Annotated in this window: 11 protein-coding genes and 1 pseudogene; 6 read left to right on the top strand and 6 right to left on the bottom strand. The window is 71.5% G+C overall.

The window, feature by feature from the left end:
- Positions 1–227: 227 nt before the first annotated feature.
- The 4 genes from egtA to egtD are packed head-to-tail and all read left to right on the top strand — an operon-like array spanning position 228 to position 4,658.
- Positions 228–1,529 (top strand): ergothioneine biosynthesis glutamate--cysteine ligase EgtA, encoded by a 1,302-nt coding sequence (gene egtA / locus QQS16_RS35035; protein WP_286066084.1) that lies wholly within the window; start codon positions 228–230, stop codon positions 1,527–1,529.
- Positions 1,526–2,878: an ergothioneine biosynthesis protein EgtB gene (egtB, locus tag QQS16_RS35030; RefSeq protein WP_286066083.1), complete on the top strand. Its 1,353-nt coding sequence runs from the start codon at positions 1,526–1,528 to the stop codon at positions 2,876–2,878. The genes egtA and egtB overlap by 4 nt, the downstream gene beginning before the upstream one ends.
- Positions 2,878–3,699 carry an ergothioneine biosynthesis protein EgtC gene (egtC, locus tag QQS16_RS35025; RefSeq protein WP_286066082.1) on the top strand — a complete coding sequence of 274 codons (822 nt, stop codon included), beginning with the start codon at positions 2,878–2,880 and terminating at the stop codon, positions 3,697–3,699. Before egtB ends, egtC begins: the two co-directional genes overlap by 1 nt.
- Positions 3,696–4,658 carry an L-histidine N(alpha)-methyltransferase gene (egtD, locus tag QQS16_RS35020; protein WP_286066081.1) on the top strand — a complete coding sequence of 321 codons (963 nt, stop codon included), beginning with the start codon at positions 3,696–3,698 and terminating at the stop codon, positions 4,656–4,658. The genes egtC and egtD overlap by 4 nt, the downstream gene beginning before the upstream one ends.
- 54 nt (positions 4,659–4,712) lie before the next feature.
- Here the strand turns inward: egtD and QQS16_RS35015 are convergent, their stop codons facing one another.
- Positions 4,713–6,122, bottom strand: a complete 1,410-nt coding sequence (locus QQS16_RS35015; RefSeq protein ID WP_286066080.1) for a glycosyl hydrolase family 28-related protein — start codon at positions 6,120–6,122, stop codon at positions 4,713–4,715.
- Between the two features lie 61 nt (positions 6,123–6,183).
- Between QQS16_RS35015 and QQS16_RS35010 the strand changes: the two genes are divergently transcribed.
- Entirely contained in the window at positions 6,184–6,891 is a 708-nt protein-coding gene (locus QQS16_RS35010) for a CDP-alcohol phosphatidyltransferase family protein (protein ID WP_286066079.1), read from the top strand.
- Here QQS16_RS35010 and QQS16_RS35005 read toward each other — a convergent pair.
- From QQS16_RS35005 to QQS16_RS34985, 5 genes and pseudogenes are all read right to left on the bottom strand, one after another.
- A pseudogene (locus tag QQS16_RS35005) lies at positions 6,886–7,329 on the bottom strand (FAD synthase family protein); the annotation flags it as partial. The gene QQS16_RS35010 and the pseudogene QQS16_RS35005 sit on opposite strands and share 6 nt — an antisense overlap.
- Positions 7,326–8,873, bottom strand: a complete 1,548-nt coding sequence (locus QQS16_RS35000; protein ID WP_286066078.1) for a fibronectin type III domain-containing protein — start codon at positions 8,871–8,873, stop codon at positions 7,326–7,328. The pseudogene QQS16_RS35005 and the gene QQS16_RS35000, both read right to left, overlap by 4 nt.
- 87 nt (positions 8,874–8,960) lie before the next feature.
- Positions 8,961–10,505: a lipopolysaccharide biosynthesis protein gene (locus tag QQS16_RS34995; protein WP_286066077.1), complete on the bottom strand. Its 1,545-nt coding sequence runs from the start codon at positions 10,503–10,505 to the stop codon at positions 8,961–8,963.
- Positions 10,502–12,070 carry a hypothetical protein gene (locus tag QQS16_RS34990; protein ID WP_286066076.1) on the bottom strand — a complete coding sequence of 523 codons (1,569 nt, stop codon included), beginning with the start codon at positions 12,068–12,070 and terminating at the stop codon, positions 10,502–10,504. Before QQS16_RS34990 ends, QQS16_RS34995 begins: the two co-directional genes overlap by 4 nt.
- Positions 12,067–13,551: a hypothetical protein gene (locus tag QQS16_RS34985; RefSeq protein WP_286066075.1), complete on the bottom strand. Its 1,485-nt coding sequence runs from the start codon at positions 13,549–13,551 to the stop codon at positions 12,067–12,069. The genes QQS16_RS34990 and QQS16_RS34985 overlap by 4 nt, the downstream gene beginning before the upstream one ends.
- 297 nt (positions 13,552–13,848) lie before the next feature.
- On the opposite strand from QQS16_RS34985, the gene QQS16_RS34980 reads away from it, so the two are divergent.
- On the top strand, positions 13,849–14,829 hold the full coding sequence (locus tag QQS16_RS34980) for an NAD-dependent epimerase/dehydratase family protein (protein WP_286066074.1): 981 nt from the start codon (positions 13,849–13,851) through the stop codon (positions 14,827–14,829).
- Positions 14,830–14,847 lie beyond the last annotated feature (18 nt).

Raw genomic sequence — 14,847 nt, 5'->3', positions numbered from 1 at the left:
CGCATCCTGAGCGATGCTGGTGCTGCGGTGCAACGCGTTTTCCCGGCGCTCCGCCCCCCGGAAAACTCCTCGCCAACACACCGGAAACGGAGATCGCCGACTCCGATCGCAGCGGCTGCGCCCCCTTGTGCGGAACGGCGGAACGGTCTTGGGTGGGTCGGGTGATGCCGACCCCGGCCCTCGCACCCCGGGCCGGCGGCATGGTGGAATCTCAGGAGGATCCCGACATGTCAGACTCGACGAGTGGCTGTACGGAAACCCGTACCGCCATCACGGAAGCCGAGGTGGAGGCCCTGGTCCGGGGCATCTGCTTCAAGACCGGCCCACCCCGCAGGGTGGGCGTGGAAGTGGAATGGCTCGTCCACGAGCTGCGCACCCCGCGGCTCCCCGTGACACCCGAACGACTCGAAGCGGCCTACGCCGCACTGCGGGCCGTGCCCCTGAGGTCGGCGCTCACCGTCGAGCCCGGCGGCCAGCTGGAACTGAGCTCGCCGCCCGCCGCCTCCCTGACGGAGTGCGTCGATACCGTCTCCGCCGACCTGGACGCCGTCCGCGCGGTCCTCGCGAAAGACGGTCTCGGTCTCGTCGGCCTCGGCCAGGATCCCTGGCACCCGCCCCGCCGTTTCCTGCGCGAGCCGCGCTACGACGCCATGGAGACCTGCCTCGACCGCACCGGCCCGGCCGGCCGCGCCATGATGTGCACCTCGGCCTCCGTCCAGGTGTGCCTGGACGCCGGACAGGAGGAGCCGGGCCCGCTCGGGCTCGGGCGGCGCTGGTGGCTGGCGCACCAGCTGGGCGCGGTGCTGGTGGCCGCGTTCGCCAACTCGCCCCTGGCCGGGTCCGAACCGACCGGCTGGCTCTCCTCCCGGCAGCTGCTGTGGATGGAGATCGGCGCCGACCGCGCGGGCGCGCCCGCACCGGACACGGACCCGCGCACCGCCTGGACCCGGCACGTCCTGGACGCGCCGGTGATGTGCGTACGGCGGGAGAGCGGCCCGTGGGACGTACCCGACGGGCTGTCGTTCCGGGAGTGGACCCGGGCGCGGGCGCCCCGGCCGCCGACCCGGGAGGATCTGGACTACCACGTCACCACCCTGTTCCCGCCGGTCAGGCCGCGCGGCCATCTCGAACTGCGCATGATCGACGCGCAGCCCGGCGACGACGGCTGGATCGTGCCGCTCGCCGTCACGACGGCGCTCTTCGACGACCCGGCGGCCGCCGAGACCGCCTACCGGATCATGAAGCCCCTGGCCGAACGGGGCGGAGGGCTGCCCGCGCCGCACAACCCGCTGTGGACCGAAGCGGCCCGGCGCGGGCTGCGGGACCCGGAGCTGCACGAGGCCGCCGTCGCGTGCTTCGCGGTGGCCCTGGAGGCGCTGCCCCGGCTCGGTGCCGGCACCGAGGTGACGGACGCCGTCGCGGCGTACCGGGACCGCTATGTCGTCCCGGGCCGCTGCCCCGCCGACGATCTGCTCGACCACCTGCGCGGCACGGACGCCCGCGCCCCCGGGAAGGACATCCGCACATGACCGACCCCGCCCTCGACACCGGCTCCGCCCTCGACACCGGTCCCGGCCCCGACGGCGAGGCGTTCCGCGAGCGGGCGCTGACCACGCTGACGACCGCCCGGGAGCGCACCACGCTGCTCACCAGCTGTGTGGAGGGGCCGGACCTGACCGCGCAGCACTCACCGCTGATGTCGCCGCTGGTCTGGGACCTCGCGCACATCGGCAACCAGGAGGAGCAGTGGCTGCTGCGGGCCGTCGCCGGACAGGAGGCGATACGGCCCGAGATCGACAGCCTCTACGACGCCTTCGAGCACCCGCGCTCCGAGCGGCCCTCCCTGCCCCTGCTGGCGCCCGCGGAGGCGCGCCGGTACGCGGCCGACGTACGCGGCCGGGTGATGGACGTCCTGGAGCGCACCACGTTCCACGGGACACGGCTCACGGAGGCGGGGTTCGCCTTCGGGATGGTCGCGCAGCACGAACAGCAGCACGACGAGACGATGCTGATCACCCATCAGCTCCGCAAGGGCCCCCAGGCTTTGACCGCTCCCGACCCGGACCCGGTACCGCTGTTCACCGGGCCGGCCGAAGTCCTGGTCCCCGGCGGCCCGTTCACGATGGGCACCTCGGACGAGCCGTGGGCGCTGGACAACGAACGCCCGGCGCACCGGCGCGAGGTGCCGCCGTTCTCCATCGACACCACTCCGGTGACCAACGCCGCGTACCAGGCGTTCATCGAGGACGGCGGTTACGACGAGGAGCGCTGGTGGACGGCGGAGGGCTGGGCGCACATCCGCCGGCACTCCATCCGGGCCCCGCTGTTCTGGCACCGGGACGGCACCCAGTGGCTGCGCCGCCGCTTCGGCGTCACCGAGGTCGTCCCGCCCGACGAGCCGGTGGTGCACGTGTGCTGGTACGAGGCGGACGCCTACGCCCGCTGGGCCGGGCGCCGGCTGCCCACCGAGGCCGAGTGGGAGAAGGCGGCACGGCACGACCCCGCCGGCGACCGCTCGACGCGCTACCCCTGGGGCGACGCCGACCCGGCGCCCGAGCACGCCAACCTGGGCCAGCGGCATCTGCGTCCGGCGCCCGCCGGCAGCTATCCGGCGGGTGAGTCCCCGCTCGGGGTGAGGCAGTTGATCGGCGACGTGTGGGAGTGGACGGCGAGCGACTTCCTGCCCTACCCCGGGTTCCAGGCGTTCCCGTACAAGGAGTACTCGGAGGTGTTCTTCGGCCCCGAGCACAAGGTGCTGCGCGGCGGTTCGTTCGCGGTGGACGCGGTGGCCTGCCGGGGGACGTTCCGCAACTGGGACTACCCGATCCGGCGGCAGATCTTCTCCGGCTTCCGCACCGCCCGTTCGGAGGCCGTCTGATGTGCCGTCATGTGGCCTACCTGGGCCCGCAGGAGCCGCTCGGCCGGATCCTGGCCGAGCCGCCGCACAGCCTGTACCGGCAGTCGTGGGCGCCGCGGCGCCAGCGGCACGGGACGGTCAACGCCGATGGTTTCGGGGTGGGCTGGTACGCCGACGGCGACCCGGAACCGGCCCGGTACCGCCGCGCCGGGCCCATCTGGGCGGACCGGTCGCTCGCCGACCTGGCCCGGGTGGTGCGCTCCGGGGCCGTGCTCGCCGCCGTACGGGACGCGACCCTGGCGGGCGCGGACGCGGAGGCCGCGGCGGCGCCGTTCGCCGCGGACCGCTGGCTGTTCAGCCACAACGGCGCGGTCACGGGCTGGCCGGGCTCGCTGGCGCCCCTCGTGGCGGGCCTGCCCGCCGCCGACGTGCTGTCGCTGGAGGCCCGCAACGACTCGGCGCTCGTGTGGGCGCTGGTCCTGGCCCGGCTGCGCGGCGGCGACGAGGAGGGCCAGGCCCTGGCCGACACGGTCCTGGAGGTCGCCGCGGCGGCCCCCGGCTCCCGGCTCAACCTGCTGCTGACCGACGGCGAGAGCATCACCGCGACCGCCTGGGGCGACACCCTCTGGTACCTCTCCGAGCCCGGCCGCCGCACGGTCGTGGCCTCCGAGCCCTACGACGACGACCCGCGCTGGCGGGAGGTCCCCGACCGCACCCTGCTCGTGGCGAGCCGCACCGACGTGCTGCTCACCCCGCTCAAGGAGCCGGGCGAGGCACTGTCACCCGCTCCCGGCTCGGCCGGGACGGGGTCACCGTCATTCCCGAAGGAGTCCCGCACGTGAGTCCGTTCCTCCTCACCCGCACCCTGCCCGAGGACGCCACGGACGCCGCGCTGCGCGCCGACGTCCTGAAGGGCCTGACCCGCACTCCCAGGACGCTGCCGCCGAAGTGGTTCTACGACGCCCACGGCAGCGACCTGTTCGAGCAGATCACCGAGCTGCCCGAGTACTACCCGACGCGCGCCGAACGGGAGATCCTGGTCGCCCGGTCCGCCGAGATCGCGGCGGCGACCGGCGCCCGCACGCTGGTCGAACTGGGCTCCGGCTCCTCGGCGAAGACCCGCCACCTGATCGAGGCGCTCACCGGCCTGCGCACCTATGTGCCCGTCGACGTCAGCGAGAACGCGCTCACCCAGGCCGGACAGGCGCTCATCACCGAGCGGCCGGGGCTTCAGGTGCACGCGCTGATCGCCGACTTCACGGCGCGGCTGCCCCTGCCGGAGACACCCGCCCCCCGGCTCGTGGCCTTCCTCGGCGGCACCATCGGCAATCTGCTGCCGGCCGAGCGGGCCGCGTTCCTGGCGTCCGTCCGCGCCCTGCTCTCCCCCGGCGACGCGCTGCTCCTCGGCACGGACCTGGTCAAGGACGAGGAGGTCCTGGTGCGGGCCTACGACGACGGGGCCGGGGTGACGGCCCAGTTCAACAAGAACGTCCTGACCGTCGTCAACCGTGAACTGGGCGCCGACTTCGACCCCGGCGCCTTCGACCACGTCGCCCTGTGGGACGCCGGGAACGAATGGATCGAGATGCGGCTGCGCTCCCGCGCGGCGCAGACGGTGAAGATCCGCGCGCTCGATCTCACCGTCGACTTCGCGGCCGGCGAGGAATTGCACACGGAGGTCTCGGCGAAGTTCCGGAAGGAGGGCGTGCGCGCGGAACTGTCCGGAGCCGGGCTCGGCCTGACGCACTGGTGGACGGACCGGGAGGGCCGCTTCGCGCTGTCGCTGAGCACGGCGCGCTGACGGGGGTCGGCCGGCGTACTCGCGGCCGGGGTACTCGCGGTGGGCGGCGCCGGGTCACCGGCGGGCGGCGCTCCCACTCGCGGGTGAGGCCTGGACGGTGGGTCCGGCCGCCCCGGACGCCGGGTCCGCCGGCCCGGCCGCCGTGGACGGGTCGCTGGTGCCGGCCCCGTCCAGGCAGTCGACGAAGCTGACGAAACCGGGCCGACCGGTGCCCTCGGCGACCGCGAACTCGCTCGCCGCGTTGCTGCGGAGCAGGCACATGTCGTAGCGGGCGACGGTCGGCAGGGCGTCCTGGCGAGGGTCCGTCCGGTACTCGTGGCGGCCCACCAACTGGCAGGAGTCGTAGCGGACCAGGGGCCCCCGCGGCCCCACCGCGTAGCGGTGCGGACGCACGTCGGCGGAGAAGTCCCTGAAGGCGTGGCCGGTGTCGTCGCAGTCACTGAAGTGGATCGTTCCGCTCTTCCACACGCAGTCGATGACCCGCACGTGCGGGTTGCGCACCTCGAACCGGATGTCCTGGGCGTGGAACCGTTGCACCGAGTCGTGGTGCTGGGCGACGGGGAAGCGGAAGAACGTGCTGGTGGTGCCGTACTCCTCGGTGCTCTCCGGGCGGATGCCGGTGATGATGTACGAGCCGCCCCGGCAGGTGATGGATCCGCCGTAGGGGAACTCCAGGAAGTTGCCCCACTCGTACTCGACCTTCATGTCGGTGAACCAGTAGTTCAGGAACTGGTCCTGTTCGTTGGGGTCCGCCTGCTCGCGTCCGGTGAGACCCGAGTAGAGGAACGCCCTGCGGTAGCTGCCGCCCACCCGGCACGCCTCCCACCGCATCTCCGAGTTGGTGTCCGTGCCGGCCAGGGCGAGGCCGTACTCCCACTCCCCCATCCACTCGCACTCCGAGAACCGGTAGTCCTGCGCCTGCCCGGTGGAGTACGACCTGAAGAAGGAGGCACCCGGCGTGGCCGAGCGGAACTGCATGCGCTCGAAGGAGAGATTCGACCAGATGTCCTCGTTGCGGCACAGATAGGAACCCGGACCGACGTCCGGGCGGAAGACAAGGGTGGTCATGCGCTTGCCCGCTCCGGAGAAACGCAGACCGTTGGCCGGCCGCAGCGGGGCGACGCCGTTCAGCAGCGCGTGCGGACGGGTGATGAGGAACTCTCCGGCGGGGATCTCGATCACCGTGCGCCCGACCCCGCCGGAGACTCTGGACGCCGCGAGGCGGTAGGCGCGTGCGAACGCCGCGCTGTCGTCGGTCCGTCCGTCGCCCCTCGCGCCGAGGTCGGCCACATTGATCACGAACGGCATCCGGCCGGCGGAGGGAAGGCCGCGCCCGGGGCCGGCCGGGGGCGCGGGAGCGCCCCCCGGCTCCACGGCGGCGGATGCGCTGTGGGCTGTCAGAGCCGTCGTGGCCAGCACCGACGCCCCGCCACGCAGAAGTTGCCGACGGCTGACACGGGGCATCCTGCGTCCCCTTTCTGTCATAATCGCCTTCTTTCCACCGTATTCTCAATAAAGGACAAATATGTCGGAATTCGCCGAGGTGCTCAGACAGCTGTCGACGGCCCAGAAGCCCGCGAAGGGGGCTTCGCTCTACACCGTCTTCGTCAACCGGCCGGCCGGCCGGGTACTGGCCGCGGTGGCCTACCGGGTGGGGGCGACGCCGAACCAGCTGACCGTCCTCGGCGCGCTGTTCACCTTTCCGGCCCTGGCCGCGGTCGCACTGCTGCCGCCCGGGCCGACGATGTCGGTCTGTGTCGGCGCGGCCCTGGCCATGGGGTTCGCGTTGGACGCGGCGGACGGTCAGCTCGCACGGAGGCAGCGCTCGGGGAGCCCGTCGGGCGAATGGCTCGACCATGTCCTGGACTGCGCCAAGATCGTCGCCCTCCACCTGGTGGTGCTGGTGTCGTTCTACCGTTTCTTCTCCCTGCCCAGCCCGGCCTTCCTGCTGGCACCGATGGTGTTCCAGCTCGCGGCCGTGGTGATCTTCTTCGCCGGGATCCTGACGGAGAAGCTCAAGCGGCGGGCGCCGGTCGAAGGCGCGGTCCCGGCCGGGTCGACCCCAGCGCTGCGATCCGTGCTGCTCCTTCCGGTCGACTACGGCCTCACCTGCGTCAGCTTCCTATTCCTGGGGAGCCAGCAGGTCTTCCTCTCGGTGTACTGCGCGCTGCTGCTCGCCCATGTCCTGTTCATGGCCGCCTTCCTGGCGAAGTGGTTCCGCGAGCTGAGCTGAGAGGATCTGCGGCGACTCCTGCGCGGAGAGCAGTTCCAGGGCACCCCGCAGCAGCGTGCTGGACGTGTGCATGGTGTACGGGAAGTAGACGACTTCGACGCCGACCCGCGCGAAACGACGCTCGAACTCCTCCCACTTCGGCGTCCCCCGCCAGTCGTCGCCCTTGAAGATGACATGGAAGCCGACCCGCTTCCATGTCTTCAGCTTGTCGACCTCCGCCTCCACGATGGCGTCGTCGACGTAGCGCACACTGCGGACGATGTCCAGGCGCTCGGCGAGCGGGACGACCGGAACCTTGCCCTTCAGGCGTGTGGCCAGGGCGTCGGTGGTCACCCCCGCGACGAGACGGTCGCAGTGCCGGCGTGCCTCGCGCAGGATGTTGAGGTGTCCGATGTGGAACAGGTCGTAGACACCAGGTGCGAATCCGATGCGTGTCACTGCGGGTCACCCTCGGTTCTCTCCGCGGCCCTCGACGGCACGGTCACGGTCAGGGGCGCGGACTTGGACGAGGTGTTCGTCCCGTCCGTCACCTCGATCGTGTACCGGTGGCGCGCGCCGGCGCTCACGGAGTCCGTGTAGGTCATCTGCGGACGGTCCCAGTAGGTGGAGGACTTCGTCTTGCGCGCGACGAGCTTCCCGTCCCGGTGGATCCGGTACGTCAGCGACGCGTCGTCGCGGTCCCACGAGGCGCGCCAGGAAAGGGTGACCTTGCCGGAGGCGTTGCCGGACAGCGCGAGGGCCGGAACCTTCGGTGCCCCGGTGTCGCGGCTGCCGAAGCGGGTCAGGCCCTGCTGCGGTTTGTCGTTGACCTTGGTGAACTCACCGCCCACCCACAGGACGTTCCGCGAAACCGCCATGGCGCGCGGGCCCACGTGCTCGCCCAGTCCGTCGTCGGTGTCGGGGAACCAGTGCAGGATCTTCCGGTTCGTGAGCGACTGGGCCAGCAGGTGCTGCCGGTCTCCCCGCTCGGGGAACCCTCCGGGCGTCTCGGCGCAGTCGTGCGCGTGCGAGGCGCTGTAGAGGACGCCCTGGTAGGGCACGAGGGCCTGGGTGGCGCCGCGGCAGGTGTCCTTCCACACCATGGTCCCGTTGGTGAGACGTCCCGCGATACGGCCGTCGAAGATGCCCGGCCCGTGGCCCTCCGCGCCCGCGTAGAAGCGGGTGGTGTCCCTGGCGAGCGCCTTGACCGACGACTGGTACGGGAACCAGCCGGGATAGGAGAGCAGCGTCGCGCCGCTGGTGGAGTTCAGGGCGACCAGCGAACGGGCGCTCCGCCCGTTGACCGACTCGAAGTCGCCGCCGACGAAGATCCGGCCGTGCGAGGGGGCGGCCGACAGGGCACGCACCGGGCGGTCGATGTCCGCCTTGAAGGGCAGCAGGGTGCCCTTGGGGGACAGGGCGGCGATCCGATTCCTGACCTGGCCGTTGACACGGCCGAAGTCGCCGCCCAGGTACACCGCGCTGGACGTCGTGTCGATGGCCCGGACGGTGGCGGACACGGCCGGCCTGAAGTCCTGGCGCAATGAGCAGCCGGCGGTCTTGATGGCGACCGCGCTGGCCACGCCGGTGGATCCGACCCGGTTGAAGGAACCGCCCACGTACAGTGTCCGGCCGTCGGGTGAGGCCTTCATGGCCCGCACGGTGCGGCTCAGGCCGGTGAACGACGGGGCACAGGGCAGGAGCTTGCCGGTCACGGCGTCGAACGCGGCGAAGTTGCGGCGCGCGACCTCCCGTTGGCCGGGGGCCGCACCCGGCGGACGGACCGAGTCGAAGGTTCCGCCGACATAGACGACACCGTTCGCGGAAGCCAGCGACCAGACGATGCCGTCCGTCTGCCAGGCGGCCATCGGGTCGGCGGTGAGCGTACCGGGGCTGTCGGCTGCCGCGGCGAGGGAGGTTTCGAGCAGGGCTGCTGTACACACGAGCGTGGTGACGGCGGCCCTGGTGACCGATCTCTTGGTACGGAACTTGTTCAGGCGCAATGGACACCCCGGATTGGAAGTGGCGTGAGTGGTACGGGAGCGAGCGACGCTGACGGTGCGGGACCGACCGGGCGACCACGCCTGGGCTCACGAGGCGCGGCGGCGCAGCACTCCGACCAGTTCGCCCACCCTCAGTGGCGTCCGATAACGCCACAAACTAATACCAAATACACACAATCCGAAGACCATTCCGACGGCGAGTCCTGATGAGTTGTCACCGTGCAGCGCGCGTGCCCCCGCCAGCACGACCGAGACGGCCAGTGCGACGGCGAGCGCTCGCACATAGCCGCCGTCCACGGACGGGAAGCCGAGGCGGAACCGGACGAGCACGGCCGCCGCGAGGTTCTCCACGACGATGGCCGCTCCCCATGACACGGCGGCGCCGAGCACACCCCAGGCCGGCACGGCGAACACGCCGACGGTCAGCTGCACGGTGAACGCCGCGGCCGTGACGGCCAGGTGCCAGGAGCTTCTGCCGGCCATGAGGAGCACGGTCTGCGCGTTGCCGACCGCGACGTTGATCATCGAGGCGGCGCACAGCACCGCCAGCGCGGACGCACCGTGCACGAAATCGGGTCCGAAGACCGACAGAACGGTGTGCGGGAACCCGGCGACGAGAAGGAACAAGGGCCAGGAGAAGAGCACGATCCAGCAGGTGGAGACGCGGTGCAGATGGTGCGCCTCGCCGGCCTGGTCGACGGCGAGCAGACGGCTGATCTCCGGTGCGACGGCGAGCCGGACGGCGAGCTGGACGAGGGTGCCCGCGGTGACGACGCGGCCGATGGCGGTGTACACCCCCGCCTCGTCGGCCGTGGCCAGGACCGACAGGAGGATGACGCCGATCCATACCGCGCTGATGTCGAAGACGGAGGAGACCGCGCGGGGCGCGGCGAAGCTCCAGAAGCCGCGCCAGGGCAGGGACCCGCGTCCGGTGGCAGACGTCGTCGTGCCCCGGTCGGCGCGGCAGCGGCGCAGGGCGAACCAGGCGGCCACGGAACCGGCCAGCGCGGGCAGCAGCCATGCCGAGGCCAGGGACAGCAGTCCGGGCGCGTAGCAGGCCACGGGAACGGCGATCAGCACGCGCAGCACCGGTTTGCCGATCTGCTCCACGCCGACGAACGGCACCACCGTGCCGTATCCCCGGGTCGCGCCGAGCAGGACCGCGCCCATGGTGGCGGCGGGCAGGAAGAGCCCGAAGAGCCGGACCAGGGCGACGGCGTCCGCGGCAGGCAGCTGGGGCAGGAGTGTGGTGGCCACCGCCGGGAACAGCAGCAGGGGCACGGAGGCCGCGGTGACGGCCACGGCCGCCGGCAGGGCGGCCATGCGCAGCAGCGCGCCCACCGAGCGGCCGTCGTCGACGGCGAGGTCGCGCGGGACGAAGCGGACGAGTCCGGTGTCGGCGCCGAGCTTGCAGGCGTTGCTGAGAATGGTGAACAGGGCGACGCCCGTGAAGATCGCTCCCGCCCCGCTCGATCCGACCGCCCGGGTGATCAGGCCGACGAAGACGAAGGAGAAGACGGCGTTCGCGACGGAACCCGCCATCCCCCACCACCCGCCCCGCGCGGCCGCCGCCACCCCGCTCGGGGCGGTGGCCGAGGCGGAGTGGCGGGCGGTCGCTTCGGGGGCGGTCATCGACGGGAGACCGTGAGCGTGCCGTCCAGCAGAGGAAGATCCATGGTCGCCGTGTCGACGGGCGACGTGGGCCCGTTCTTGCGGCGGCGGAACAGGGCGCGCAGTCGGCGGCGCGGGCGCCCGGTGTCGAGCACGGCCCCGAGGATGTGCCCACCGGAGCAGCCGATCAGCTCCTGCATCTTGCGGAGGTCGTCCCGCCGGGTGCCGTTGAGGTCGGCGACCACGATGACTCCGTCCACGCGCTGAGCGACAGCCAGCGCGTCGGCCTGTCCGAGGAAGGGTCCCGTGACGACGATGGCGGACGAGTCCGCTTCGGACACCGTCCGCTCGGCCTCGGCCGCCCGGAGGTACGGACCGGTGCGGCCGGTCGTGGTGAACGCGAAGCTGCCGGCGGCGTCGGCGTCGACGAGGACACCGGCGGGAAACCCGTCCTCCCCGGCGGAAGGCTCGTACGGCATCAGCGGAAGGTGGGCGGCGAGGCCGGAGGTGTCCGGGGCGGCGTCCACCAGCACCACCTCGCCCCCCTCCTCGGTGAGGGCCGCGGCCAGGTTGGCGGCGACGTCCTCGGCGGCGTCGGCCCGCCGCGGTGCCACGACCAGCATGCGGCCGAGGCCTGCCGCACCGCCGATCTGCCGCAGCCGGAAGGCCAGCGCCCGGTACGCCTCCGTACGAGGGCTGACCGTGCGACCGACCGTCAGCAGCGCGTCGTCGCCGCCGTCGTCGGAGGGCAGGATGCCGAACACCGGCGCGCCCAGGGCGTCGCGTACCTCGCCGACCGACCGGACGCGGGTGTCCAGGGCGGAGCGCACCCAGGCCAGCACGATGCCGAGGAGGAGACCGAGTACCAGCCCCAGGGCGAGCAGGGTCCGCGGGCCGGGCCCCACCGGCAGGGCGGGGGCCTGGGCCCTGCGGACGATGTCACCCCCGTCGGTGTCGCGGGCCCTGATGTCGAGGACCTTCTTCTGCAGGCTGTAGAGCTGGTTCTGCGTGGCGGGCTTCGCGGCCGCCCGCTCCAGCTGGTCCTGGGCCAGCCGCTGGTTCAGCACGGCCATCTGCTGCTCCAGGGCGTGGGTGGCCCGCTGCACCGCGGCGTCGTTACGGACCTTGCGGTCGACGAGGTAGGCCTCCGCGAAGGCGTTGGCGCCGCGTGCCGCGCGGTCGGCCTCGCGGGCGGTGAACTCGAAGCGCAGGACCTGGGACTTCATCGGATTGGTGACCCGCACCCGGGCCCCGAGCGTGCCTGCCTGGCTGTCGGGCCGGCCCAGGAGGCGCGCGGCACCGTGAGCGACGGCCGCGCTGGCGGCGATCCGCTGCTCCGTGCTCATGCTGACCTGGTTGTCGGCGGAGACGCCGACCGCGCCGAAGGGATCGGTGGTGGAGCGCACCAGGACCTCACTGGTGGCGGTGTAGGTGTTCGCTCGCTGCAGGGCCAGAGCCAGCCCGCCGAGCAGTCCCAGCAGGATTCCCAGCGCGATGAGGACACGGTGGCGCAGGAGCCGGCGCAGTTGGTCGCGTAGTTGGTCCGGCTCGTCGTACCGGTCGTCGAATGGGGTGGGGCCGGTCACGGGTGCCCTCCTTTTCCGGAGATCGATGCATGACGGATGGGTACGGTCGGCACCGCCGACGAGGGGGACCGGGATGCCCTTCCCCTGGGGGTGCTGATGAGCAGCGGGATGGCCACCAGCAGCGTCAGCGGGCCCGCGATGCCGAGCAGACTGCCGCGCAGGAAGACCATCTGATAGAAGGCGAAGGCCGGGACGAGCAGCGCCGCCACGGTGCCCGGCACGTCGCGCAGCCGGTGGCGTACGTCGTCGACGCGCCGGCTGATCGCACCGAGCAGACAGAACACGATGGCCACCGCGAGAGGGCCGGCCCACAGATAGCTCTCGATCCACAGCGGGGCGGAGAGGTTGAGGAAGTCGTATCCCGCGTACTCGGCGAGGGTGATGCCGGTGTCGTCGGGTTTCCCCGGCCACATCGAGCGCGGCACCATGAACAGCGGGGGGCCGAGCGCGTCCTGGGGAGAGAACCCGTTCTCCCGCGCGTAGTCGAGGCCGGTCTGCACCTGCTGGAAGGCGTCGTAGTCGCCGTTGGTGGTGAACTGCTCGGAGAGCGAGACGACGGCGACGTCCTCCCGGTCGCTGTAGCGGAAGTAGTCGCTGTACGGGAAGGCGAACAGAAGCGCCGCGATGAGAGCGGCCGCCGCGGCACGGAAGGCACGGGGCCGGCCCAGCCGGGGCAGGGTGAACAGCAGGGTCAGCAGGACCGTGCCGACCCAGAACCTCGGCTTGCTGATGGGGTTGTTGACGACGGCGTTCAGCGCGAGGAGGACCGGAAGCAGCAGCCAGCGGACGCCGCGCAGCCACCGGTCACCGCCGGGCAGGCGCGGGACGCGCAGCAGGCCCAGCAGCGCCCAGAACGCGGGCACGGACAAGGACCAGCTGAGCAGCACCTGAAGGAAAGCGCCCTGCCCGTTGTCCGTGGCGCCGACCTCGGTGATGGCCTGACGGCTGGTGAAGTAGGCGCTCAGTCGGCCGGGTTGGCCCGAGATCAGCAGCACGGCGAAGGCGAGGGCGAGCCCGCACAGTGCCAGCAGGCGCCAGGGCGCGATGCGGCGGGAGAGCGTTCGTTCCAGGAACCCCGGCGGGGCGGAGGTCGCGCGGGTGCCCTGCCGGCGTGCGGCGAGGGCCGTTCCGGCGCTGTAGGCGACGAGTCCGAGTTCGATGACCGCCACCGCCTCGAAGGCGGTCACCACGCTGGTCCGGTAGGCCCACGGATACGCGTCGGCGGCGAGCATCGCCAGGGGCGCCAGGCCGAGCCAGATGTAGGCGAAGACCCAGAAGCCGAAGGCGACGAACCGCACCGTGGGCGCGGTGAGGACGCGGGCCAGCGCACCACCCGCGTGCGCCACGACGACGGCTTGCAGAGCGAGTGCGGCCGACACGCGCACACCGTGCGAGTGGAGGATCAGCCCCGGCAGCAGGACGGTCAGCACCACGGCCCAGAGGAAGACCGCAGTCACGCTGCGGACGCGAGGGTCCTGCATGCCGACCTCTTTGCCGAGTGAGCATTCTGGCTGAAACATCACTGAAGGATATATAGCGTGCTTATTTCGCAAATCATCCCAGGCGCGCACGAATCCTCGACTTCGGAGCTGTCAGATCCGAACAGAGTCATCGGGTGATCTTGCTTTGTCGGACGGCGCGCCTTTTACCCCAAATCATGACAAATACGCATAGCTTATCGCGCAGGTCTCCGCGCGGTCCGCTGATGGGCCGGGTCACAGGCAGCGGTGGACCGGCTGACCGCACATCAGATGTCCGCAGGCACAGAGGAGTTGCGCATGAGCAAGCAGGTCGACGTCGTCGTCGCCGGAGGCGGGGGATTCATCGGGGGCCATCTCGTGGGCGATCTTCTAGCCCAGGGGCTGACCGTCCGCTCCATCGACATCAAGCCCCGGAACGAGTGGTACCAGGTCCACCAGGGCGCCGAGAACGTGATCGCCGACCTGTCGCTCCTGGACAGTGCCCGGGCGGGCGTCGAGGGCGCCCGTCAGGTGTACATGCTGGCCGCCGACATGGGCGGCATGGGCTTCATCGAGAACAACAAGGCGGCCTGCATGATGTCGGTGCTGACCAGCACCCACATGCTCAAGGCGGCGCACGAGGCCGCCGTGGAGCGCTACTTCTACTCCTCGTCCGCCTGCGTGTACGCCGCCGGCAAGCAGACCGACCCGAACGTCACCGCCCTGAAGGAGGCGGACGCCTATCCCGCGCAGCCGGAGGACGGCTACGGCTGGGAGAAGCTCTTCTCCGAACGCATGTGCCGCCATTACACCGAGGACTACGGCTTCGTCACCCGCGTCGCCCGGTACCACAACGTGTACGGCCCCGACGGCACCTGGACCGGCGGGCGGGAGAAGGCTCCGGCCGCGGTGTGCCGGAAGGTGGCCGAGGCGGTCCTCTCCGGTGACCACCGGCTCGAGATCTGGGGCGACGGACAGCAGAGCCGGTCCTTCATGTACATCGACGACTGCCTCCACGGCACCCAGATGATCATGGCCGGAGACAGTGGCGTGCCGGTCAACCTCGGATCGTCGGAGCTGGTGACCATCAACCAGCTGGTGGACATCGTCGAGCAGCTCGCGGGCATCCGCTGCGAGCGCAGCTACCGGCTCGACGCCCCCCAGGGCGTGCGCGGCCGCAACTCCGACAACACCGTGATCCGCGAGATCTACGGCTGGGAGCCGTCGACCGCCCTGGTCGACGGGCTGGAGAAGACCTACGCCTGGGTCTACGACCAGGTCAAGCGCTCCCACAAGTGACACGCGACCGAGTACCAG

Source organism: Streptomyces sp. ALI-76-A, assembly GCF_030287445.1.
GTDB lineage: Bacteria > Actinomycetota > Actinomycetes > Streptomycetales > Streptomycetaceae > Streptomyces.
This window is presented reverse-complemented; position numbering and strand designations above follow the sequence as displayed.